Annotated in this window: 20 protein-coding genes; 9 read left to right on the top strand and 11 right to left on the bottom strand. The window is 61.9% G+C overall.

What is annotated here, in order from left to right:
* Positions 1-12: 12 nt before the first annotated feature.
* Positions 13-2,541 (bottom strand): AsmA family protein, encoded by a 2,529-nt coding sequence (locus VIO10_RS07245; RefSeq protein WP_331961543.1) that lies wholly within the window; start codon positions 2,539-2,541, stop codon positions 13-15.
* Between the two features lie 201 nt (positions 2,542-2,742).
* Between VIO10_RS07245 and VIO10_RS07240 the strand changes: the two genes are divergently transcribed.
* Positions 2,743-3,561 carry a Smr/MutS family protein gene (locus tag VIO10_RS07240; protein WP_331961539.1) on the top strand — a complete coding sequence of 273 codons (819 nt, stop codon included), beginning with the start codon at positions 2,743-2,745 and terminating at the stop codon, positions 3,559-3,561.
* 74 nt (positions 3,562-3,635) lie between these two features.
* Here VIO10_RS07240 and VIO10_RS07235 read toward each other — a convergent pair whose 3' ends face one another.
* From VIO10_RS07235 to hemL, 5 genes are all read right to left on the bottom strand, one after another.
* On the bottom strand, positions 3,636-3,950 hold the full coding sequence (locus VIO10_RS07235; RefSeq protein WP_331961536.1) for an ATP synthase F0 subunit C: 315 nt from the start codon (positions 3,948-3,950) through the stop codon (positions 3,636-3,638).
* A gap of 151 nt (positions 3,951-4,101) precedes the next feature.
* Positions 4,102-4,797 carry a F0F1 ATP synthase subunit A gene (atpB, locus tag VIO10_RS07230; protein ID WP_331961533.1) on the bottom strand — a complete coding sequence of 232 codons (696 nt, stop codon included), beginning with the start codon at positions 4,795-4,797 and terminating at the stop codon, positions 4,102-4,104.
* 24 nt (positions 4,798-4,821) lie between these two features.
* On the bottom strand, positions 4,822-5,211 hold the full coding sequence (locus tag VIO10_RS07225; RefSeq protein ID WP_331961530.1) for an ATP synthase subunit I: 390 nt from the start codon (positions 5,209-5,211) through the stop codon (positions 4,822-4,824).
* Between the two features lie 10 nt (positions 5,212-5,221).
* Positions 5,222-5,437 (bottom strand): AtpZ/AtpI family protein, encoded by a 216-nt coding sequence (locus tag VIO10_RS07220; protein ID WP_331961527.1) that lies wholly within the window; start codon positions 5,435-5,437, stop codon positions 5,222-5,224.
* 22 nt (positions 5,438-5,459) lie between these two features.
* Positions 5,460-6,698: a glutamate-1-semialdehyde 2,1-aminomutase gene (hemL, locus tag VIO10_RS07215; RefSeq protein ID WP_331961626.1), complete on the bottom strand. Its 1,239-nt coding sequence runs from the start codon at positions 6,696-6,698 to the stop codon at positions 5,460-5,462.
* On the opposite strand from hemL, the gene VIO10_RS07210 reads away from it, so the two are divergent.
* The 4 genes from VIO10_RS07210 (at position 6,604) to dnaN (ending at position 10,151) form a co-directional block, all read left to right on the top strand.
* Positions 6,604-6,873 carry a hypothetical protein gene (locus VIO10_RS07210; RefSeq protein ID WP_331961629.1) on the top strand — a complete coding sequence of 90 codons (270 nt, stop codon included), beginning with the start codon at positions 6,604-6,606 and terminating at the stop codon, positions 6,871-6,873. The two genes, hemL and VIO10_RS07210, sit on opposite strands and share 95 nt — an antisense overlap.
* Before the next feature lie 484 nt (positions 6,874-7,357).
* Entirely contained in the window at positions 7,358-8,770 is a 1,413-nt protein-coding gene (dnaA, locus tag VIO10_RS07205) for a chromosomal replication initiator protein DnaA (protein WP_331961524.1), read from the top strand.
* Positions 8,771-8,776: 6 nt separating this feature from the next.
* Entirely contained in the window at positions 8,777-8,977 is a 201-nt protein-coding gene (locus VIO10_RS07200; RefSeq protein ID WP_331961521.1) for a hypothetical protein, read from the top strand.
* Positions 8,978-9,008: 31 nt separating this feature from the next.
* Entirely contained in the window at positions 9,009-10,151 is a 1,143-nt protein-coding gene (dnaN, locus tag VIO10_RS07195; protein WP_331961518.1) for a DNA polymerase III subunit beta, read from the top strand.
* A gap of 244 nt (positions 10,152-10,395) precedes the next feature.
* Here the strand turns inward: dnaN and VIO10_RS07190 are convergent, their stop codons facing one another.
* A complete protein-coding gene (locus VIO10_RS07190; RefSeq protein WP_331961515.1) occupies positions 10,396-12,195 on the bottom strand; it encodes a glycosyltransferase family 39 protein in 1,800 nt (599 codons plus the stop codon).
* 58 nt (positions 12,196-12,253) lie between these two features.
* Between VIO10_RS07190 and VIO10_RS07185 the strand changes: the two genes are divergently transcribed.
* Complete coding sequence (locus tag VIO10_RS07185; RefSeq protein ID WP_331961512.1) at positions 12,254-14,353, top strand: thioredoxin domain-containing protein; 2,100 nt, start codon at positions 12,254-12,256, stop codon at positions 14,351-14,353.
* An 8-nt stretch (positions 14,354-14,361) separates the two neighbouring features.
* Positions 14,362-15,333, top strand: a complete 972-nt coding sequence (locus VIO10_RS07180) for a hypothetical protein (RefSeq protein ID WP_331961509.1) — start codon at positions 14,362-14,364, stop codon at positions 15,331-15,333.
* Positions 15,334-15,383: 50 nt separating this feature from the next.
* Here the strand turns inward: VIO10_RS07180 and VIO10_RS07175 are convergent, their stop codons facing one another.
* From VIO10_RS07175 to VIO10_RS07160, 4 genes are read right to left on the bottom strand one after another with little or no spacing between them, the layout of a single operon-like run.
* The gene (locus VIO10_RS07175) at positions 15,384-16,799 is read right to left on the bottom strand and encodes an amidase (protein WP_331961506.1); all 1,416 of its coding nucleotides are present in this window, start codon (positions 16,797-16,799) and stop codon (positions 15,384-15,386) included.
* A gap of 42 nt (positions 16,800-16,841) precedes the next feature.
* A complete protein-coding gene (locus VIO10_RS07170) occupies positions 16,842-17,060 on the bottom strand; it encodes a hypothetical protein (protein WP_331961503.1) in 219 nt (72 codons plus the stop codon).
* A 19-nt stretch (positions 17,061-17,079) separates the two neighbouring features.
* On the bottom strand, positions 17,080-17,643 hold the full coding sequence (locus VIO10_RS07165) for a hypothetical protein (protein ID WP_331961500.1): 564 nt from the start codon (positions 17,641-17,643) through the stop codon (positions 17,080-17,082).
* A 3-nt stretch (positions 17,644-17,646) separates the two neighbouring features.
* Complete coding sequence (locus tag VIO10_RS07160; protein ID WP_331961497.1) at positions 17,647-19,965, bottom strand: CoA transferase; 2,319 nt, start codon at positions 19,963-19,965, stop codon at positions 17,647-17,649.
* A 229-nt stretch (positions 19,966-20,194) separates the two neighbouring features.
* Here VIO10_RS07160 and pstS point away from each other — a divergent pair, with 229 nt between their 5' ends.
* Positions 20,195-21,226 (top strand): phosphate ABC transporter substrate-binding protein PstS, encoded by a 1,032-nt coding sequence (pstS, locus tag VIO10_RS07155; protein ID WP_331961494.1) that lies wholly within the window; start codon positions 20,195-20,197, stop codon positions 21,224-21,226.
* 92 nt (positions 21,227-21,318) lie between these two features.
* Positions 21,319-23,319, top strand: coding sequence for an ATP-dependent helicase (locus VIO10_RS07150; RefSeq protein WP_331961491.1), 2,001 nt, complete (start codon positions 21,319-21,321; stop codon positions 23,317-23,319).
* Positions 23,320-23,321: the final 2 nt, after the last annotated feature.

The following is a 23,321-nucleotide window of genomic DNA, read 5'->3' as shown; positions in this document are numbered from 1 at the left end:
CGCGCGCGTGCGTTAGAACAATTTTTTCAGCTGATCGAGCGGATTCGGCGCAGGGGTGGACCCGCCCGCGGGTGCTCCGCTACCGCCCGAGCCGTTGTTTCCACCCGAATCGCCGCCGAGAAATTTTCCCAATCCTCCCGGAACTCCCTTCTTGCCAAAAATTTTACCGAGGTACTTCTGACCCTGCGCCTGGACCGCGTGACTTCCGGCGCGCTGCGCAAGTTCCGTCACGTTGGGCAGCACCTTCGGCTTGGGCAATTGCCCGACGATCTGCAGCGGGATGTCGATTTGTCCGTCCTGATTCGCGATGAACGCGACCTCCTTCTTCTGCTCGATCAGCTCCTTGCTGAATTGCGGCGAGAGCAAGATTCGCGCCGCCAGGTCGATATTCTTGTCCAGGTCGAACCATCCGTCGCCGAGCAGATTGTAATCCACGGTTTGCACCTTGATGTCGTGCGACGTAATTCGCGGTCCGGCGAGCACGAAGCTCAGACTCGCAAGCTGGATGTCGGTGTCGGGATCGCTGAACAGCTCGGGATGGTTCTTGACGACCGCATCCGGAACCAGATTGCCGATCGCGGGCAGTTTCTGCACCTTCTTGAGCGCCTGACCGCCGATATTGACGCCGACCAGCTTGGCGTTGGTCAGCATCAGCTTGCCGCTGCCCTTGAGTGTCGGCTTCATCTCGTCGAAGCTGCCGGTCTTGGCGGTGACGTCGATGCTTCCACCGAGCGACCCGCGAACAGTACCGGCGGCCTTGGACTTTTGCGCGTCGAGCGCCTGCTGAATATTGAGATTGGCAAAACTGATCGACGCCGCCATCGGCGCGGCCGCCTCGAGCCGGGTGTTTCCCGTCGCGACGATTTCACCCGAAAATGCCTTTACCTTGAGCACGGTCACCCGGGCGAGCTTGCCCGCGAGCGACAGCGACAGCCTCAGGTCCTGGTATGGGACGTTGGCGAGGTTGCCCGACGGCGACGTGATTTCAGAATCGATGACCGGACCCGTCACCGGAGCAATCGAGGCAGCGCCCTTGGCGAAAAGCTGGTTGATCACTTCGTCGGGCGGCCGCGAGGGCGCGAGATCGGCCAGATGAACCGAGGCCGCATTCAGTTCATAGCTCATGACCAATGGCTGAAACTGATCGACGTGCGACTTCAGCGTTGCCTGAGACGCGCCCAGGTTGAACGCCAGCGGGCCAATGTCGGCGCTGGTGCCCGTGAGCTTGATATTACCGCTGAGATGGCTCAGCGGCGGCGCTTTCTGATCGGGGATGGACAATCCGACATCGGCCAGCGCGACCGTGCCGTCCGCCGACAGCTTGCCGCGCTCAAGCGTCGCGTCGGTATGGATCTCGGTCTTGCCCTCGAGGCTGAATTTGCCGAGAGCCGGGATCATCTTCGCGATCGAAGCGATATCGAAGTTGTTGGTATCGATGCGGGCCGCGCTCGCGCCGCCGCCGACTTTAATGTTGGCCGCCTTCGCTTCGAGGTCGCCGAGAGTGACGTTGGCGAGCGTCACGCCGACGGCAGAGCCGGTCCGCGTACCTTCGGCGGAAATCTTGAGCGGCAGGTTGGCGGGTTTGTTAAACGTGTCGCCGAAGGCGATCGCGGGCGCGCTCAAATCGCTCGAGACGTTGAACTTGATCGATTGAACAGTGCCGTCGGCCGAGGCGTCGAAGCTAAACGGGCCGGAAATCGAAAGCTTCGGCGGGATGGCTTTCGCGAGCATCGGGATCGTTTCGAGCTGCGTCAGTAGAATCGGGCCGACCTTGGCCGTGGCCGACAGCGCAATCGCGTCGATGTCGATGGCGCCCTTGTTGATTAGGGGCCCAATCGTCGCGGAAAGATCGAAGTTATCCTGGTCGGCGAGCGCGGCGAAGGTGAGCGCGACGGTGAAGGGCGCCTGAAAGCCGAAATCGCGGACCTTGAGGTCGATCGCGTTGACGACGGCGGCTTGCGCCGCACCCTCCGTCTCATATTCCAAAGTGCCGCCGTTGACGGTGAAGTTGCGCACGAACAGCGAGCCCAGCGTCGCAGGCGTCCGGCCCGATTCGGCCTTCGGCGAGCCTCCAGCCATGCCCCAGTGTTGCTTGCGCTTGGCTTCGGCCGACTCCTCTTCGGTGACGATTTTTTTCCTGCCGAGCGTGGAGAGGTTGAGAGTGCCGTCGCGGGTCTGAACGATTCGGATCACCGGCTTGTCGAGCACGACTTCGGTGATTTCGATCCGGCGCGCCAGCAGCGGCATCAGTTCCAGCCGGGTGTAAACGTTGCTCGCCTCGATGAACGGCTTCTTCGAGATGTCGGGGTCGTCTGCGACCTGGACCCCGGTCACGTCGGCGAGGATTCCCCAGCCGAGACTCACTTTGATGTCGTCGGCGTGAACATTGCGCCCGAGCGCGGTGCTGACCTTGTCGAGGATGGTCTGGCGGCGCTCGGCGATGATCGAGTTGAGGTTGATCGCGGCATAGAAGAGGATCGCGCCGGCGAAAATCACGACGGCTCCGACAATAGCGGCGGCGGTTACAATGACACGACGCATATGAGGATCCTCACGTCAGGCAACTTCGAAGTGGTTCGCGACACGCCGGCAAGTCTAGTCGATGCGCGCCGAACGCGCATCATTAAGGCAGACGATTTTCCCGTCCGATCGCTTCATATCGCGTCCGCGGTTTGAACCGCGTTGCGTTCCCGGCGTAGTCTGTCTGGTCGTGCACGTATCCGGGACCTGCGACCCCCTCCGATGGCAAAAAAGCGAAAGCATGGCCGCCAGGATGACGAACGAGGCGGCGAACGAAAGGCGACACCGGCGCCCGAGCGGGTCTTTTCGTCGCCATTCAAAGACCTGAAGAAGATGCTCGCCGGGCGAGAGGTGTCGCCTTCGCCCCCGCCAATCAAGCCCAAGGCCGCGACGCCGGCGGCGCCGGTCGTCGAAAAACCCGCGCAAGCCGTCGATGGCTTATGTGACGAGCTGCTCGACGACGAGTCTTTCCTCCGCCGCGCGCTCGAGGGTGTGCGCCCGCTGAGTAGCAAAGGCAATCGCAGGTCGCGGATACCGCTGGAACCGCCGGTGACTCACACGATCGTCGATGAGGACGCGGAGGTAATCGCGCAATTGTCGGACCTGGTATCGGGGCAGGCGCCCTTCGATATCACCGAGTCGGACGAATACCTCGAGGGATACCGCGTCGGACTGGACCCGCGGCTGGTGTCGCAGCTTCGCCGCGGCGAGTTCGCCGTGCAGGCGCATTTCGATTTGCACGGCATGATCCAGGGCGCCGCCAAGGAAGCGCTCAAGGAGTTCATCATCGCCTCGGTTCGCAAGGGGCTGCGCACGGTGCTGGTCGTGCATGGACGCGGACTGCGATCTCCCGGCGGGCATTCTGTGCTCAAGCACGCGTCGGCAGGATGGCTGTCGCATGGCGCGATAGGCGGGCACGTGTTGGCATTCACCAGCGCGCGGCCGACAGACGGCGGCGCGGGTGCGACGTACGTGTTGCTGAAGCGGGAAAAAAGCCGCGCGCCGTTCGACATCTTGCAGGGCGCCAAGCGCCGCGGATAGCAAACAAAAAAAGAACGGGGCCCGGTCGGGCCCCGCGGTCGCTACGACATTGAGATTGTCGGCGTGCGTAATCGCTAGATCTTCGCCTGCAGCAGGTATCCGATAACCAGCGCATACAGGGTCAGCGCTTCGATGAACGCGAGGCCCAACAGCATCGGAGTGAAAATCTGCCCGGCCGCGTTGGGATTACGCCCAATGGATTCCATCGCAGATGCTGCCATCCGGCCCTGGGCAAGCGCGCTGCCGAACGCCGCGAGCCCGACGCCGAGGTTTGCGGCGAGCGCGATTAATCCAACGCTCAGCGGTGAAGTGGTCAGCCTGACCACCGGGGGCGCCGCTTCTGCCGCCATCGCGAGCAGCGGGGCCGCGATGATAGCAAGCGAGACCATCGCTAGAACCTTACCTATCCTTCGAACCATTTCTCGTTCCTCCTTGTTTCGCGCGCCTCGAAGTGCCGGGACCGGGCCGCCTCTCTTCCTCTACCACCACAATTTCCGGGCGGAATCTCGGGCGCATGAAAATCTATTTTATGCTTTTCGACTAATGTTCGTGGCTGACCGCAAGGCGTACATACGCCATCGACAGGATCATGAAGACCATCGCCTGTATAACGCACACGATCGATCCAAGCGTCAGGAACGCCAGAGGAACCAGCAACTTGGTCAAGCCGGTGAAGATGCTGAGCACCATGTGATCGGCAAACATGTTCGCGTAAAGACGTACGCCGAGCGAAAACGGGCGAAACAGGTTGTCGGCGATTTCAATCACGAGCATGAGCGGCGCAACCGCAATCATCGGTCCAAGAAAAGTTCGCAAGTAGCGGACCACGCCCTGCGCTTTCATCCCCTGGTAGATGTAGAAAGCGAAGCAAATCGTTCCCAACGCGAAAGTAAGGTCGGAATCGGCGGTGGGAGGTTCCATCCCCGGGACGAGCCCGAGAAAGTTCGCAAGCAGAATGAACATAAACAGCGTGCCGAAGAAGGGGACCAATCCGCGGTAGTGATGGATCTGGGTAACTTCAGAAACGGAACTGTCGACCCACTCTACGATGGTCTCCGCAACCGAGTGCAACGTGATCTTATCGTCGGAAACGATTGGGTCCGCGGCGGCGGCAAGCGAGCGTCGCGCAAGAAACGCGAAAATCAGCAGTATCCCCATCACCAGCCAGGTTCCAACCAGAACCTCGGGGATTTTGCCCCCACCGATCATTTCGAGGAAGTTTATCGACTGCTGCAAGGAATTATCTCCACCGCGGCAATCTTAGCTGGCGCCGCGGAGCGAAGCACGCCCGGTTTCAATAATTGCAGCGGTCATTTGAGTCAAGACCCCGAGCGCGAATCCCAGACCGTCAATGTGGGTGCGTTTGAAGAGCAGATAGACCAGGCCCGCTACGATCAGCATCTTGAGTGGTATCGCCATAACGCCAAACTTGGCGGCGGTGGCGGAGATGCCCGCGCCGGCGGCCGAAAGGATCGCCGCGCCGAAGAGGCTGAGCAGCCATAGGTTGGCGATTACGACGGCGCCGCCGAGCAGACATCCGAGGGCGGCGGAACTTGAGTCGAAATAAAAGAGAACGATCGCCGTGCCGGCCACCAGGATGAGGTTCATCCGCTGAATCGCCGCAATGGTCGGAATACGGTCGTTTCGCACCGCCGTCTCGCTAGCCTTCCGAACCGGGGGGTATTTCCTTGGCGATCCTGATGATCGTCAAAATTGAGTGAATGAAGCCCGCGAATGCGAGAATGCCGGTGAACCATGGCCCGGTTTGAAAGTATTCATCGATGTAATAGCCCAACACCCCTCCCGCGATCGGCGACATCGGGATCTCCAGCGCCATCGCGAGCGGCCGCGCGTACTTTCCGGGTATCAGCGCCAACGGTGATTCACCTCAGAACCGATCATGGTCGCATCGACGCGAGAGATTCGCGAGCGGCGGCAATCGTGCGGTCGAGGTCGGCATCGGTATGCGCGGTGGAGATGAACATGGCCTCGAACTGCGACGGCGGTATATTTATCCCGCGATCCAGCATCCCGTGAAAGAACTTCGCGAATTTGGCGCTGTCGCAGGTGCGAGCCTCGTCGGCGTCGCGTACGCGCTCTGGACCGATGAACATCGTCAGCAACGATCCTGCGCGATTGACGCATCCCGACCCGCCATTTGTTCTCAGCTCCTTCACCGCGTCGCGCAGTCCGGCTTCAAGCCGCGCGCCGGCGGCGTCGAGCGCGGCGTACGGATTGGTTTCCCTGAGAATGCGAAGCGTTTCGAGCCCGGCGCGCACGGAAACCGGATTTCCCGACAGCGTTCCCGCCTGATAGACCGGACCAATCGGTGCGAGCAAGTCCATGATCTCAGCCGGGCCGGCGATTGCCCCCACCGGCATCCCGCCGCCAATTATTTTCCCGAGCATGATGAGGTCGGGCGCGATGCCCATACTTTCAGCAACCGATCCGAAGCAGAGCCTGAACCCGGATATAACTTCGTCACAGATCAGAAGAGCGCCGTTATCGTGCGCGATTTCGGCGAGAGCTTTCAGCGAGCCGGGGTCGGGATTTACGACGCCCATGTTGGCGGCGACCGGCTCGACGATCACGGCGGCGATTTTGTCAGGCGCGGCGCGGAATAAACCTTCGACTGTCTCAATCCAGTTATATCGCGCAACCATCGTCATCGCGGCAAGCGCCGATGGAACGCCGGCGCTGTCGGGTTGACCAAGAGTCAACCCGCCGGAACCGGCGCGCACCAGCATCGAGTCGCTATGCCCGTGATAGCATCCGTCAAACTTTATTATGTTCGGACGCCCGGTCGCCGCGCGCGCGATCCTGAGCGCGGTCAGGCCGGCTTCGGTTCCCGAACTGACAAGCCGGACTTTTTGTGCGCATTTGATCGCCGATGAGATCAATTCCGCGAGCTCGATCTCCAGGCGGGTCGGCGCGCCGAAGCCCAGACCGAGCCGCGCCTGCTCGGCGATGGCTTGGGTGACGCGCGGATGGGCATGACCGAGGATCGCAGGGCCGTAGGAGCAAACGTAGTCGAGAAAACTGTTGCCGTCGGCGTCGATCAAGGTAGCACCGCTGCCACTTTCGATAAAAATTGGCATCGCGCCGACGGCCTTCCACGCGCGAACGGGAGAATTCACCGCACCAGGAATCTTAACACTGGCGCGATTGAAGAGTTCATCTGATTTTTTGCGGGATGTCATCGCAATTCTCCTGAAGATCCGGAGCGATCAAAAACAATTTTTCGATCGCGAAGAAAAATTCGATTGCACGCGTCAGAACAGGACCGAATTGCGCCGCGATGCGAAAAATTGAGATCGCGCGTGACGGCTTCCAGAGCGGAGTTGCGCGATCGCAGGATCGGCGCGAAATTTTGCGCGCGCGGCGCGCGATCACTCGCACGCGAAATTTCCTTTTCAATCCGCCCGCATAGCGGCAAAATTTTTTCCGCGCTTGTCCTCACCGCGAAATAAGTTTATCACGTTCACTTGGCCGCACACTTCCTGTTTTGAAGAACCATTTTCCGCTCAAGGGTTCATTTGCGGCGCGTTGAATATGACATTGAAGCGCGTGTATATCGCTCGCATTCTCGATCAGACTTTTAAGCCCAACAGAACCGATCGTAACCCGGACAAGTTGATAGTCCGGCGTGCAGCGCGGTCAAATTGTCGGCTGCAAAAAGGGAAATGGGGCTTATCCACAGATGTGGATAAGCTTGTGCGTAATTCGCGTGGCATTTGATTCCGCGCGCTAGTCCCGGAGCATGGCGGGCAGTCCGGGTTTGCCAGGGGGAAACGATATGAATGGTTTGTGGCAAAGGGCCTCTGACCGCATCCGCGATGAGCTCGGTCAGGTCGGCTATGAGACGTGGATTGGACCTCTCAATTTTGTCGCTCATCAAGGATCGACCGTCACAATCGAGGCGCCCAATCGGTTTTTCCGCGATTGGATCAACGAACGTTACCTGAGCCTGATGCGCTCAGCGCTGTCGGCCGAGGCAGGCGAGGAAATGCAGGTGCGGCTGACTCTCGGCGAAAATGCTGCCGTGCCGACGCCGCAGCAACGCCCAGCCAATGGCCATGCCAGTGGCCATGCCAACGGGCATGGCAATGGTAACGGCAAGGCGACCGCGGCGAATCGAGCGACTGCGGCAGCCGCGCCGCGTGGAGATCGGCATCCGTGCCTGAACCCGCGCTACAGTTTCGCGGAGTTCGTGGTCGGATCGGCCAATCAGTTCGCGCATGCCGCGGCGCAGGCGGTCGCCAACCAGCCGGGCGAGAAATACAATCCGCTGTTTATTTATGGCGGGGTGGGACTGGGCAAGACTCACCTGGTGACCGCCATCGGGCACCATATCTGGGCCAGCGGCGATCGGCCGAGGAAAGTGCTGTTCATGCCGGCCGAAATTTTCATGAACGAGATGATCAATTCGCTGCGGCGCGACAAGATGGACGAGTTCCGCGAGAAATTTCGCCGGGTCGATACGTTGATCCTCGACGACGTGCAGTTCCTGGCCGGCCGCGAGCGCACCCAGGAGGAATTCTTCCATACTTTCAACGCGCTTCACGCCGAGCGGCATCAGATCATCCTGACCTCGGACAAAGTTCCCCGCGAAATCCCCGGGCTCGAGGATCGGCTGCGCAATCGGTTCGAGTCGGGATTGATCGCGGACATCGCCCCACCCGACCTCGAGACGCGGGTGGCGATCGTGCAGAAAAAGGCGGTGCACGATAATCTGCGGATGGCGCCGGAAGTCGCGATGTATATCGCGCAGAGCGTCTCGTCGAACGTGCGCGAGCTCGAGGGATGCCTGACGCGGCTGGCGGCGCTGGCCTCGATCAACCAATCAGCAATCACCGTGGACTTCGCGCGGCAGGCGCTGCAGGATCTGATTCGAAGTCCCGACGCGAAGCCCGACGTCGAATCGATCCAGAAGACGGTTGCGGATTTTTTCCATATCCGGCTGACGGATTTGAAGTCGAAAAAGCGCACCCAGCACATCGCGTTTTGCCGTCAAGTAGCGATGTATCTCTGCCGCAGGCTGACCGACAGCTCGTTTCCGACGATCGGCGAGCATTTTGGGCGCGACCATTCAACGGTGATTCACGCGCACAATCTGATCATGCGGCGCGTCACCAGCGATCCGGCATTCCGGCTCTCGATCGAGAAAATCGAGCGCGAGCTTAAATCGATTCGCGCCAATGCCGCGTGAATCGATGTGGCGAAGGTTGTGGATGAGGTGGGCATAAGGCTATCGATATCGACAGGGCCGGTGCGCGCCAGGCCGGCCCTGTCGGTCAGCCGCTTTTCTGCTGACAGCTTTTCAGCGATCGTTCGGCTTTCATTTCCGGGCGCTTGCGCGATCAATCAACAAATCCACAACTCCTACTATTACTGCTATTTTCTTTTAAAGATCTAAGATCTAGGAATAGGAGACGGGCTAACAATTCATGGGACTCTCCATCGAGCGCGCTTCGCTGCTTACCGGTTTGGGACTCGTGCAGGGCATCGTGGAACGGCGCACGACGGTTCCGATACTCGGCCATGTCCTGATCGAACCCAACGGAAATACGCTGACTTTGAGCGCCACCGACCTCGAAGTCGGAATTCGCACGCAGGTCGCGTGTTCCGGCAAGGAAAAAAGCCTCACGCTCAACGCGCGCAAGCTTTTCGAAATCGTGCGCGAGACCGAAGGCGATGAAGTCGCGCTGACCTCGCTCGACGGCGATTGGGTCGAGCTCAAGTGCGGCCGGGCGAAGTTCAAAATGATGGGCCTGGACCCGCGCAGCTTCCCTGCCATGCCAAGTCAGAGCGCCGGCAAGGATTCAGCGCCGGCCAAGAAACAACTGAAGACTGAATTGACGATTCCGGCTGCCGTGCTGGCCGGGATGATCGACAAGACGATCTTCGCGGTCAGTCCGGATGAAGCCCGCTACAATTTGAGCGGCGTGTTCGTTGAATGCAACGCTCCCGGATCGGCGCGGATGGTCGCAACGGACGGCCATCGGCTGGCGATGATCGAGCGCGAAGTGCCGGGATTCAGGATGGAGGCCGGCGCGATCATTCCGCGAAAGGGACTCTCGGAGCTGCGCAAAATTCTCGATGAGGGTGGCGACGCCGAAGTGCGCTTGAACCTCGAAGGTCAGCTCGCATACCTCAAGCGTGGCGCGACCGAAATCTCGATGCGGCTGGTCGAGGGCGAGTTCCCCGATTACCGCGGCGTAATCCCCAAGCAGTCGAGGTACAAGATTATGGTCAAGCGGGATTTGCTGTTCGCCGCAATCAAGCGCGCGGCAATTTTTTCGAGCGAGCGTTATCACGGGGTCAAATTCGCGCTATCGGCCGGGACGCTGACCGTTTCATCGACCAGTCCGGAAACGGGCGAAGCAAGCGAGTCGCTTGACGTCGATTTCAAGAGCGAAGAATTCGCGATCGGGTTCAATGCCGCATACGTGCAGGACGTGCTGGGCGTAATTGCGCCGGGTAACGATTCGACCGTGGAGCTGGGGCTCAGCGATGACGTCAGCCCGGGCGTCATCAGGACGGAGTCGGATCAGCGGTACACGTACGTCGTCATGCCGATGCGATTGTGACCGGCACTCGCGCGGAAGAAAAATCCACTTAATTGAACGTGAAACCCGCCGTGGGTTTCACACATCCTTGGGCAGGGGTGCCCCCTGCACCCAGTGAAAAGTGAAAAGAGAAGATGCGGGCTTCGCCCTGTTAGAAGGGGTTAGGGGAAAGTGAGCGACCGATCGGGTCATTCTGAGCCGCTGCGGCGAAGAATCTCGACGGACGCTCCTGCGTCCGTCGTCGGCAACGTACTAATCGCAGGCGTTACTTGCCGAGCCGGACGAGCAGCACTTTATTTCGGTAATTGTAGTCGGTCTCCCACGGATATGACGCCTCGCCAAGCTCGACGGTGGTGAGAGTGTCGAGCTTGGGCATATCGCGCCGCCGAACAATCATCCAGCGGGCGCTCCCCTTGGCGATCGCATCCTGCAAATCCTGCTGCTTATTGAACTCGGCGATTGGCTTTGGCGGATTGAGATAGAACAGCGGCCCCTCGGTCTTGAACAGCACGAGCCGGTCGGTCGAACCGCCAATCTTGTTCAGGACTGCGTAGCCGAAGGGCTTTTCACCGCGATAAGCCTCCGCCGCAGGTATCGCGAAGATAAAGATATAGACCATCGCAAGATACGCGATCGTGCCCACCGATATTGCCACGCGATAGGGGCTGAATTTGCCAGTCGCGTACGCGACGGCGGCGACTGATACGACCCAGAACACGATGAAGGCGAGCTTGGCGGGCAGTGGCGGGAACGCATCGTAGGGACTCGGGAGAATCGCCCGGGCGGGAATCAGCAGAACGATGCCGGCGACCGCGGTCAACGCGACGATCGCGTAGCCGACAGTCAGCAGTCGGCGGGCGATCATCGAGCGTAATTCGCTTTCGCTGGGATACGCGAGCGTTCTGGCGACCAGGATCGCGGCGGCGGGCAGAATCGGCAGGATGTAGTAGCTGCGGCGCGATCCCGAGACAGTGAAAAATATGAACGTCGCCCAGAAATAAACCAACGCAAATCGATCCGCGCGAGCAGGCTCGGCGCCGCCGCGGCGCAGGCTGTGCGTTTCCACCAGGGCCGCGGGCAACAGCGCCGACCACGGAGCCATCAGCGCGAAGATAACGTAGACATATAAGTAGATAGGTCCGCGATGATCGAACGGGTGGAAAAACCGCACCACGTTCTCGCGATACACCATCCTGAGGCCCTTTTCCGAGCCCATCAGGCGCGACGAGATTTGGAAGGGCAGCCCGTAAACCAGCGCGCCCAGCGCGACGGCGGCGACCGTGTACCAGTTGAAGAACCATCGATTGCGCTCGACCAGCCATCGTATCCGATCGATCAGAGGGCCACGGATAATCGCCTGAAAAAACGGGACAACTCCGTCGCGCAGGCATGCATACACTCCGATCACCAATAGCGGCAGCGCGAATCCGAGCAGACCTTTGGTGAGCGAAGTCGCCGCCATGATCAGCCATAGGCCCACGACCCACAATCCGCCGCCGCGCTCTTCGTAGTGATTGAAGAGCAGCAGTGCGGCCAGCTCGCCGGTGAGCGTTTCGACGTCGGCGCTGGCGTTGCGCGAAAAGAATACGAAGCTGAAGCTGGTCGCGAGGATGACGCCGCCAAGGATCGCGGTGCGAGCGTCGTAGAGGCGTCGCACCAGCAGCATCAGTATCGCCACTGCCAGCAGGCCGGCTATCGCGCAGGGCAGGCGCGTGGCAGCCTCGTTGAGGCCGCCGGTGAACGGTGTGGAAAAAATTACGAGCCAATAGGAGCCGAGCGGCTTGTCGTAATAAACGTGACCGTTGATCGTCGGCCAGAAGTAGTTGTGCGTCACCAGCATCTCGCGCGCGATTTCGGCCCATCGGAATTCCGAGGACCACAGCGCTCGCGCACCCAGGCGGGCGAAGAAGAGAATCGCGGCGAGAATCAGGACGCATCCGGCGCGCAGGCGAAAGCGCGAATCGTTGTCGTTGCCGGCGGCGTGCTGCGATGCGGCGGAGTCGCGTGATGCGCAATCGGAGGTCATAGCAGCGAATTGTAACTGGCGCGCGCGTTGCTCTGCCATACGGTGACTTGCTCGGAATGACAGCGCGCGGCGAGGGAGATAGGATGAAGCGAGATACATGAGCCAGGCCAACAATCCCGAAAGTCATTCCGGCCGCAAGCCGAACCGGTTAATCAACGAACAAAGTCCGTACCTGCGCCAGCACGCGTACAATCCTGTCGATTGGTATGCGTGGGGACCGGACGCGCTGGCGCGCGCGAAGGCGGAGAACAAGCCGATCATGCTGTCGATTGGCTACTCGGCCTGTCACTGGTGCCACGTGATGGAGCGGGAGTCGTTCGAGAACGACGCGATCGCGCGGCTGATCAACGAGAACTTCATTGCGATCAAGGTTGATCGCGAAGAGCGGCCCGACCTCGATCAGATTTACATGGATGCGGTGCAGCTGATCACGGGGCGCGGCGGATGGCCGCTGACGATGTTCCTGGCGCCGGACGGACGGCCGTTTTTCGGCGGGACCTACTACCCGCCCGAAGATCGTCATGGGATGCCCGGATTTCCGCGCATCCTGGCCGCGGCGTCGCAGGCGTATCGCGATGGCGCCAAGGAAGTCACCAACAATCTCGAAAAACTGACCGAGGCGCTCGGCGCGCTCACCAACTACGTCCCCACCGGCGGCGACTTGAAGCCGGGACTGGCGGCGGAATCGGCGCGCGCGCTCGCCGCGCACTACGACAGCATCAACGGCGGACTGGGCCAGGCGCCGAAATTTCCCAACACGTTCGTATTCTCGCTGTTTCTTCGCGTGCACGCGGCCGACGGCGACGAGGCGATGGCCGAGATGGTTCGGCACACGCTTTCGAAGATGGCGCGCGGCGGAATCTACGACCAGGTCGGCGGCGGATTCCATCGCTACAGCGTGGACGAGCGATGGCTGGTGCCGCACTTCGAAAAAATGCTCTACGACAACGCGCTGCTGGCGCGCCTGTACCTGGACGCCGGCCGCGCGCTCAATGAGCCGGAGTTTCTCGGCGTGGCGCGCGAAATCTTCGATTACGTTTTGCGCGAGATGACAAGTCCCGAGGGCGGCTTTTACGCCGCGCAGGACGCGGACAGCGACGGCGAAGAAGGAAAGTTTTTCATCTGGACGCCGGAGCAGGCCGACGCCGTCCTCGGTCCCGAGCTCGGCGCGATAGCCCAGCGCTATTTCGACATCACGATCGAAGGCAATTTCGATGGCGCGAATATTCCGCATCGCACCATCGAGCTCGCCGACGCCGCGCGGATGTTCAAGCTTTCGGAAGACGACATGGCGTCGAAGATTCGCGAGATTCGCGGCAAACTGTTCGCGGCTCGCGAACAAAGGGTGAAGCCGGGCCGCGACGAAAAAATTCTGGTGGCGTGGAACGCGATGATGATCGGCGCGTTTGCGCAGGGATATCGCGCGCTGCACGAGCGGCGGTACCTCGAAGCGGCCCGGCGCGCTGCCGATTTCATGCTGGCGTCGATGTGGGATGGGCGCGCGCTCAAGCGCTCGTTCAAGGACGGGGTCGCGCGGCACAACGCCTACCTCGAAGACTATGCGCAGTTGGCGGGCGCGATGCTCGACGTGTACGAAGCGTCGCTCGACGCGAAATACCTGGCGCACGCGCGGACGCTCGCCGGCGTGATCCTCGAGCGGTTTATCGACAAGGGAAAGGGTGGATTCTTTTTCACCTCGGACGATCACGAAGCGCTGATCACCCGCTCCAAGGCGGCTTTCGACGGCTCGACGCCGTCGGGCAACAGCGCGGCGGTGATGGCGATGCTCAGGCTGCACGGCTACACCGGCGAGGAGCGCTACCGGGTCGAGGCGGAGCGGACGCTCAAGCTGTTTCGCGAATTTATCGAGAAGCAGCCGTTCGGGTTCTCTCACATGCTCGAAGCGGTCGAGCTTTACCAGCGCGGGCCGACCGAAGTTGTGATCGTCGGCAGCCGCAACTCTGCCGAGCTGCTCGAATGGACGGAGCGGCTCGGCCTCATCTACGTTCCGAATCTTGCGATCTTCGTTTTCGTTGCGGGCGATGCCGATGCCGGCGCTCAGACTGGGTTCATCCCGGAGCAGGTGCGCGGCAAGCGGCAAATCGACGGCCATGTGACTGCTTACGTATGCCGCGAGCACACCTGCACGCCGCCGATTACGACGTTCAAGGATCTTCAAAAGGAATTGGCCGACTAGCTCGGGTGATGGACCGCGACGTGCGCGACCTTACCGCGGCTGGCGCAAAACCGACGCCGTATTTCCCGCCAATCGTCGTGAACCGTGCGGCGCGGCGCCGGCCGGATGCGCGGCTGCGAGTTGTGCTGCTCAACGCGGCTGGCGGGCGAAAGGTCCGCGAAATCCTGGCATGTCTCAGGCGTCCGCCGCTCCAGAGCGCCGATGTGATTCTGCTATGCGAGGTCAATACGGGAATGAAGCGCAGGCCAGGCCGTGACCTTGCGACGGAACTCGCCGAGGCGCTCGAGATGAGCTGCGCGTATGCTCGCGAGTTCGGTCTGAGACCCCCGGGGAGCGAAAGCGAAATCGTCTCGTACATGGGTAATGCGATCCTGAGCGCCGCGCCGTTCGAGGACGTGGCCGCCGTCGCGATGCACAAGCCGCCCACTCCCATGGCGTGGCCGATGCGCATGCGGCGCTGGTCGCGGGTGGGCACGCCGACGGGATTGGTCACCAGAGCGAAATTCGGCGGCGAGGAGTTAACCGTCGGCCTCGCGCATCTGCACAGCCGCTGCACGCCCGCCGAGCGCGGGCGCCAGATGGCGACTTACCTGGAATCATTCCCGGCGGCAGGCCGCGCGATTTTCGGCGGCGACCTGAATACGACGACCACTGAGCTATCGAGCCGGGCATTGATATTGGCAACGGCGCGGCAGATGCTCGCCAATCCCGACAGGTTCCGCGCGCCTGAGGGATACGAGCCCTTGTTCGATCATCTACGAGAGCGCGGACTCGAGATCGAGGGCGTCAACGTGGCCAATCGCGCGACTTTCACTTTTTCCGGCCTGATTCCGCGATCGATGAGGCCAAAACTTGATTGGCTCGCAGTCCGCGAGCTTCGTCCGATCGCGGGCACCGCGGCGGTCGTCGCGCCGCGGTCTCCGATTTTGATGCGCCGCGCCTCCGATCACGATTTCGTGATGGTCGATCTCGAACTGTAATCGCGGCGCGAGCCAGTGAAATAGTGGAATACTGAAATCCTTGCGCTCTGCTACGCAATCTCCGGCGGTGGTGGGAGCGCGCCGCGCGCTCTCTCATAAGCGGCGGCCACGCGAATTATTTCCGGCTCTCCGAACGGACGGCCGATTACCTGCATCGCAATCGGCAGTCCGTCAGGCGAAAGACCGGTGGGAACAGCTATTGCGGGTTGACCGGTCGAATTGAAAGGCTGCGTGAAGCGCAGGATCGCCGCGACGACATCCACCCGGTCTTCGCGCGCTTCCAGGATTTGAGTAGTGCCGATTTTGGGCGCCACGATCGCGCTGGCCGGTGCGACCAGCGCGTCGTGATCGGCCAGCACCGCGATCGACTCGGCCAGCGTGCGCGCACGGGCGCGCTGGGCGCGGATGTAACTGGTGGCGGTCGTCATCATTCCGATCTCGAGTATGCGGCGAACGTCGTCGCCGTAGTCCTGGGGACGGGTGCGCATCCACTCTTCGTGAATTTCGAGCGCCTCGGCCCAGGTGATGACGCCGTTCATGATGCCGGCCGCCGGGAGCGAGGGAATCGTCACGTGGTCAACGGTCGCGCCGAGCGATCGCAGCGTCTCGAGCGCGGCGTTGAACGAGTGCGCGACATCGTCGCTCAGGCCGTCGTTAAGTTCGCGAATCACGCCGATGCGCATGCCGGAGATCTGGCCGTCGAGACCGGCTGAGAAATCGGGCACCGGCTGGCGGCTGGCGGTGGAATCGTTGCGGTCGGCGCCCGCGATTATCTGCAGCATCATCGCGGCGTCGCGAACCGTGCGCGTGATCGGGCCGACGTGATCGAGCGTGTAGGCCAGCGGGATGACGCCGTAGCGGCTGACGCGGCTCCAGGTCGGCTTCAGCCCGACGCATCCGCAAAGCGCGGCGGGAATCCGAATCGAGCCGCCGGTGTCGGTGCCGATGGTGGCGGCGGCGCTGCGCGCGGCGATCGCAGCGGCCGAGCCGCCGCTCGAGCCGCCGGGGATTCGGTCGAGCGCGTAGGGATTACGGACGATTCCCCAGTGCGGATTCGACGACGTGATCCCGTAAGCGAACTCGTGCTGGTTGAGTTTGCCGAGCAGCACGGCGCCGGCGCGCTTGAGGCGCGTCCACACGGTCGCGTCGTGATCGGGTTTGAAATCGGCGAGGATCTTCGAGCCGCCGGTGGTGCGAATCCGGCTCGTGTACACCAGATCCTTGAGCGCGATCGGAACGCCATGGAATGGCCCCCGCCATTTTCCGGCGGCGATTTCGGCCTCGGCTTTTTTCGCCGCCTTGCGCGCGATCGTATCGGTGACGGTGATATAGGCGCGCAGCGATCCGTCGGTCTGTTCGATTCGGCCGAGATACGCCTCGGTCAGCTCGACCGGTGAAATGTCGCGCGCGCGCAGCTTGCCGGACAGAGTAGCTACATCGAATTCGAGTAGTTCCTGAAATGGCATCGACATCCGAATAAATCCTCGAAGTGAGTATTGAAGTGGATATTACGGCCTGGCTTTGGCAAGGCGGGTCGCCTCAGTCAACAGCACCGGATAGCCGAAGGGCGGCTCGATCCCGCCAAGGCCGATCGACGGCAAGTGCCCGGCGAGCGCGAGCATCGCGCCCGCACTGTGCGCGATTGCATCCGCGTCGGCGTCGGAGATTTCGTAGCCGTACAGATCGCGCATTACCTGTTTGACGGTTTCGCTGGTAAGCAGTGGCATAGTGTCTCTCCGCTTCGGACTATTTCAGCTTGTGCGCCGATTCGACTATCAAGTCGCACACGCGGCGGGCGTCTTCAAGCGCGATTAGCCGGTAGCACTCGGGCCATCCGATCCAATCCGGCGGGACCGAAGGGTTCGTGAACGGCAGATGCCGCAATTGAAATAGCTCTTCGCTGGGAGCGCGCAATTCTATGTCGCGGTAGATGCGCCGGATGCGGAGTTGCGCCGCGTTCAGCCGGTCAAGCAGAACTGCCACCATCTGCGGCTCTCTCAATCCAGACACGATGATCACGCGTTGATTGGTGACGCCGTAAAACGTCTTCGACAGATAGGTGTGGAAGACGATCGCTTCCGCGATCAGAACGCCGACCAGCATCGCCAGCAGAATTGAATTGGTGTCAGCACGCTCGGCAAGACCGGAGTCGAGCGGGATCGAACGCATCACCAGCGCGGCGATTGCAACCAGTATGATCGCGCCCGCGCGCCATCGAAGCGCCCTCGTATCACGCGGGCGTCCGCACCAGAGCAGCTCCTCGCGCGCGAGCAGATGCGGAGTGATAACGGCGGCCGCCTCAGGATCCATCGATCACTTGACGACGCCGGCGGCGCGCAGCGCGGCGATTCGGCCGGCCGGGTAACCGAGGCACTCGCGGAGGATCTCGTCGGTGTGCTCGCCCAGCATCGGCGCGGCGCGGTCGATCGTGGCGGGGGACGCGGAAAACTTCGTCAGCATTCCGGTTTGCTTCACGCGGCCCCATTGCGAATGAGACAACTCGGCGATCAGGTCGTTGGCGAGGACCTGCGGATCGTCGAACAATTCGCCCAAATGATTTACCCGCGTAGCCGGGATGGCGGATTTCTTCAACGCGGCGAGTGCGTCGTCGCGATCGAGCTTCGCAAACTGCTGCGCAAGCGCCGCCGCCAGAGCGCCCTCGTTCGGTTCCGCCGCGGCCGCGTCCCAGTTAATCTTCGGCAGCCCGGACGCAATAGTCAGTAGCGCCTTCCATTGCGTCTCGTCGGTCAGCGAGATGAATAGCCATTCGCCGCCGCGGCAACTGTAGGCGCGCGAAAGCGCCGAGCGCCCGCGATTCTCAGCGCCGCCATTTTCCATGTCCTGCCGCCCCGGATAGAACGCGAACTCGCCGGCCTGAAAAGCCATCGCGGCTTGCAGCAGCGAGGTCTCGCATAACTGGCCGCGTCCGGTACGTTCGCGCGCACGCAGCGCGAGCACGCATCCAAACGCGGAGAGCATCGCGGCGCCGTAGTCGCAAATCGCGCAGGTCAGGTACACCGGATGCCCGTGATGGCCGCCTTGCGCCGCCATCGCGCCCGAGCGCGCCTGCAACAGCGGATCGAAGCCGGGCTGGTTGTGCTCGGGTCCGCGATTTCCGAACCCGTTGAGCGACATATAGATGATGCGCGGGTTGCGCGCCGCCAGGCTTTCGTAATCGAAGCCGAACTTGCGCATCCGGCCCGGCCGCAGATTCTCGACCACGATGTCGGCCTTGTCCGCGAGCCCATGGATGATTTCGCGGCCTTCCCCGGTCGCAAGATTGACCGAGATGGCGCGCTTGCCCTGGTTCCAGCCGAGGAAGCCGAAACCGAAGTGGCGAAACGAATCGCCCTCGAGGCTTTCGATCTTGATGACCTTGGCGCCGAGTTGCGCGAGTATCATCGGGCCGTACGAACCCGCGATGTAGCTGGCGAAGTCGAGCACGGTGACGCCGTCGAGCGGCGGCCGTTCAGCCGAGCGCAGGTCCTTTTCCGGCGATGGATCGCGCCCTGGCTCTGCAAGCCATTGCAGCGCCGCGCGATCGTCGCCGGCCTGGGGAGCGGGGCCCGTGATTTCGCCGGGAGTGTCGCTCAGGAACACCGGCAGGCCCATCTGAATCATGCGGCCGAGAGCGGGGTCGTCGATCTCAGTGCGCATCCCGAGCGCGCGCGTCTGCGGGTGATCGATGAACTCGTGGCGGGTCATCACCGGGGCGCACGGGACGTCGTATTCGCGCAGGATGCCCAGCCATTCGTCGCGCGTGCGCGTGCGGATGATCGGCTCGATGATGTCTTTGAGCGGCTGCCAGTGTTCGGGCGCGATTCCCCACGGCGCATTTTCGAACCGCGGGTCGGCGACCAGTTCGGGGCGATCGATTGCGATCGCGAACTTGCCCCAGAAGGTCGTGTTACCGCATGCGACAAACAGGTACTTGCCGTCGGCGGCCTCGAACAGACGATAAACCGGAATCGGGCCGAGCGGATCCAGCGGACCCTGATAGAGGCTGGTCATCGCCTCGTGACTCAGGATTGCGCCGGTCTGGAGCGAGAACGCGCCGGCCAGAAGCGAGACTTCGACCGCGTCGCCCGCCCGGTTCGCGCCGCGCGCCACAATCGCCGCGACGGCCGCAGTCGCCGCCAGCACGCCCGCCGAATAACTCGCCGCCGGAAAAACCAGCGCGACGGGATTGCCGCTGCGCGCCCACTGGCTGCCGGTGATTCCGCCGCGGGCAGCGGCCAGCTCGTCGTTCGCATCGAAGTCGGCGTCGGGGCCGCGGCTGCCCAGCGGATGCATGCCGAGCGCAATCGCGCGCGGATTAATCCGGCGAATCGATTCGGCGTCGAGGTTCAGTTGTTTCAGCCGGGCCGGTGTGAAGCCGGTGACTACGATATCGGCCCATCGAATCAGGTCCGCGATTCGAGGCTGCGATGCGCGATCGTCGAGGTCCAGCTCGAGCGCACGCTTGGAGCGGTTGAGGACGTGGAAGTGCGGCGTGCCGCGCTCGCGCGAACCGCGCGGCGGCTCGATCTTGATGGCGCGCGCGCCGTTTTCCGCCAAGAGCATCGTGGCGTAAGCTGCGCCCATGTGAGAGGCGAATTCAACGATGTTGATTCCGTCGAGTGATTTACCCATTGAAAATTGCCAGGCGCCGTTTTTGGAATTGGATTGTCGTTGAGCGAGGGCGGGAAAAGCAACCGATCGCGCCCAAGCGCAACTATGCACGGGAATCCGGATCGAGGCGGCCGAATTCAACCCGCGGACACGCCGGGTTCATCCTCCCTTAATGTCCGATGCGTAGCTTTTGCGCGCCACACTCAGATCCGCGCAACGGACCCGACTAACTTCGAGGCAGGTTCAAAAGATGCTCAAACGACGACTAATCATTGCCCTTTTCACAGTCCTGGCGATCGCTGGTACCGGCCGCTCCGGATTTGCCGATAGGTTAATCAATGGCGCCGGCGCGACGTTCCCGTACCCGATCTATTCCAAGTGGTTCGACGTTTACGCGAAGGAAAATCCGGGCATCAAGTTCAACTACCAATCGATCGGTTCGGGCGGCGGCATCAGGATGCTCTCGAATCGCACCGTCGATCTTGGCGCGAGCGACGCTCCGCTCACCGATCAACAGCTTGCCGAAGCGCCGGGAAAAATTCTGCACTTCCCGAGCGTGATGGGCGCGGACGTGGTCGCGTACAACCTGCCCGGATTTACCGGCACGCTCCGCCTGACGGGTCCGGTAATCGCGGATATTTTCTCGGGCAAAATAACCAAGTGGGATGACGACAAGATCAAGGCGCTGAATCCGGGCGCGGCGATCCCGTCGCAGGACATCGTCGTATGCCACCGCTCCGACGGCAGCGGCACGACGTATATTTTCGTCGATTACTTGTCGAAGGTCAGCCCGAGTTGGGCGTCGGAGGTGGGCAAAGGAACCTCGGTCAAGTGGCCGGTCGGACTCGGCGGCAAGGGCAACGAGGGCGTGACGGCGCTGGTTCAGCAAACGCCCGGCGCAATCGGCTACGTCGAGCTGATCTACGCGCTCAACAACCACATCCCGTACGCCGAATTACAGAACAAGGCGGGCAACTGGGTGCGGGCGAGCCTCGAGGGCGTGACCGCGGCGGCGGCGTCGGTGTCGGGCAATATGCCGGCCGACTTCCGCGTGTCGATCACGGACGCACCGGGCGCGCAGGCGTACCCGATCTCGTCGTTCACCTATCTGATCGTTTATCAGAAGCAGACCAACAAGGAAGTCGGCGAACAGATCGTGAAGTTCCTGCACTGGGCGCTGACCGAAGGACAGAAGTACGCGCCGGAGCTCAAGTACGCGCCGCTGCCGGCCGAAGTCGTGCAGAGGGAAGAGGCACAGATTCAGCAGATCCAGATTCCGTAACGGGATAGTCGCCAGCACAGAGCGGCGCGGGCGCCGGCGCAATCGCGGGCATCGCAACTTGCGGCGCGCGCCGTGGTAGGATCCCGCTTGACGTGGCCGACAAGGTAATTTACCTGCGCGAAAAGCCGGCATCGCCGGCCGACGAGCGCAACTTCAAGATCAAGTACGCCGAGCTGCTCAATCCCGCGCAGCTGGCCGCCGTGACCCATCGCGAGGGCCCGCTGCTGGTGGTAGCGGGGGCGGGATCGGGCAAGACTCGCACGCTGATCTATCGCGTCGCGCGGCTGATCGAGAGCGGCGTGCCGCCCGGCGCGATCCTGCTGCTGACGTTCACCCGCCGCGCGGCGCAGGAGATGTTGCATCGCGCCGAGCAGTTGGTGGGAGATCGGGCGGGCGCCGTCGCGGGCGGCACGTTTCATTCCTTCGCCAACAATGTGTTGCGCCGGATGGGCGCGCCGATGGGCCTCAAGCCCAATTTCACGATACTGGATCGCTCCGACATGGAGGACGTGGTCAATCTGCTCCGGACGCGGATGGGGCTGGCGTCGCGCGAGCGCCGGTTTCCGAAGAAAAGCACGATTGCCGAGGCGATCAGCATGGCGCGCAACAAGCGGCGCGCGCTCGAGGAGGAAATCGAGATCGATTTTCCGCATCTCGGCGAGCATCAGACCGAAATTCTCGAACTCGCGAAAAATTACGAGAGCTACAAGCGCGAGCGCGCCCTGCTCGACTACGACGACCTGCTGTATCGGCTCGCCGAGCTGCTCGAACAGCATGAGAACGTGCGCCGCCGGCTGTCGGACAGCTATCGCTTCATCATGATCGACGAGTACCAGGACACCAATCTGATTCAGGCCGACTTGGTGCGCCTGCTTGCGATGAATCATCGCAACGTGATGGCGGTTGGCGACGATGCGCAGTCGATCTATTCGTTTCGCGGCGCCAACTTCCGCAACATCATGGATTTTCCCGCGATTTTTCCCGGCGCGAAGATCGTGAAGCTCGAACAGAACTACCGCTCGATCCAGGGAATCTTGGATGTGGCAAATGATGTGATCTCCCGCGCGGGTGAAAAATACACCAAGGCGCTGTTCACCCAGCGCGAGGGCGGCTTTCGGCCTTTCCTGGTGCGCGCGCAGGATGAACACATGCAGTCGCGGTTTGTCGCCCAGCGCATCCTGGAGCTGCGCGAGGAGGGAGTCGAACTCGGCGAGATCGCGGTGCTGTTCCGCTCGAGCTTTCACTCCTTCGACCTGGAACTCGAGCTGCAGCGCCGCGACATCCCGTTCATCAAGCGCGGCGGATTCAAGTTTATCGAAACCGCGCACATCAAGGACGTGCTGGCGCATCTGCGCGTCATCGCCAATCCGGCCGACGCCGTGTCGTGGCTGCGCGTGCTCACGCTGGTCAAGGGCATCGGCCATCGCACGGCCGAGCGAACGATCGACGCACTCATCGCCGCCGACGATCCGGCGGCCACGGTTGCGAAACTTGCCGACAAGGCCCGCGGCGGCGCCGACGGCGGCCTGAAAAGGCTTGGCGCGCTGCTGGCGGAATTGCGCAGCGGGGAGAAACGGCCGCCCGAGCAAATCGCGATGACGCTCGAATACTATCTGCCCGTGATGCGCGAGGCGTACGCCGACGATTATCCCAAGCGCGAGCGCGACCTCGAACATTTTCAGAATCTCACCGAGCGCTACAAAAGCCTCGAACAGATGCTGGCCGACATGGCGCTCGAGCCGCCCAACGATTCACTTGACGGCATGCTCGCGACCGACTCCGACGACGAACGCCTGACGCTCAGCACGATTCACTCGGCCAAGGGACTCGAATGGAAAGTCGTGTTCCTGATCTGGGCCGCCGACGGGCGTTTCCCGGGACCGCAAAGCGTGGGCGATGACGAAATCGAGGAGGAGCGCCGCCTGATGTACGTCGCGAGCACGCGGGCGCGCGACGAGCTGTACCTGTCGTATCCGATCTATATGTTCGACCGCAGCTTCGGTTTCGTGATGGGCCGGGTGTCGCGCTTTCTGGAAGACGTGCCGGCAGAGCTACTGCAGACCGCAACGCTGCAAGAGTCCGAAGAGCCGTAGCG

It is taken from the genome of Candidatus Binatus sp., from assembly GCF_036567905.1.
In the GTDB taxonomy this organism is placed as follows: domain Bacteria; phylum Desulfobacterota; class Binatia; order Binatales; family Binataceae; genus Binatus.
This window is presented reverse-complemented; position numbering and strand designations above follow the sequence as displayed.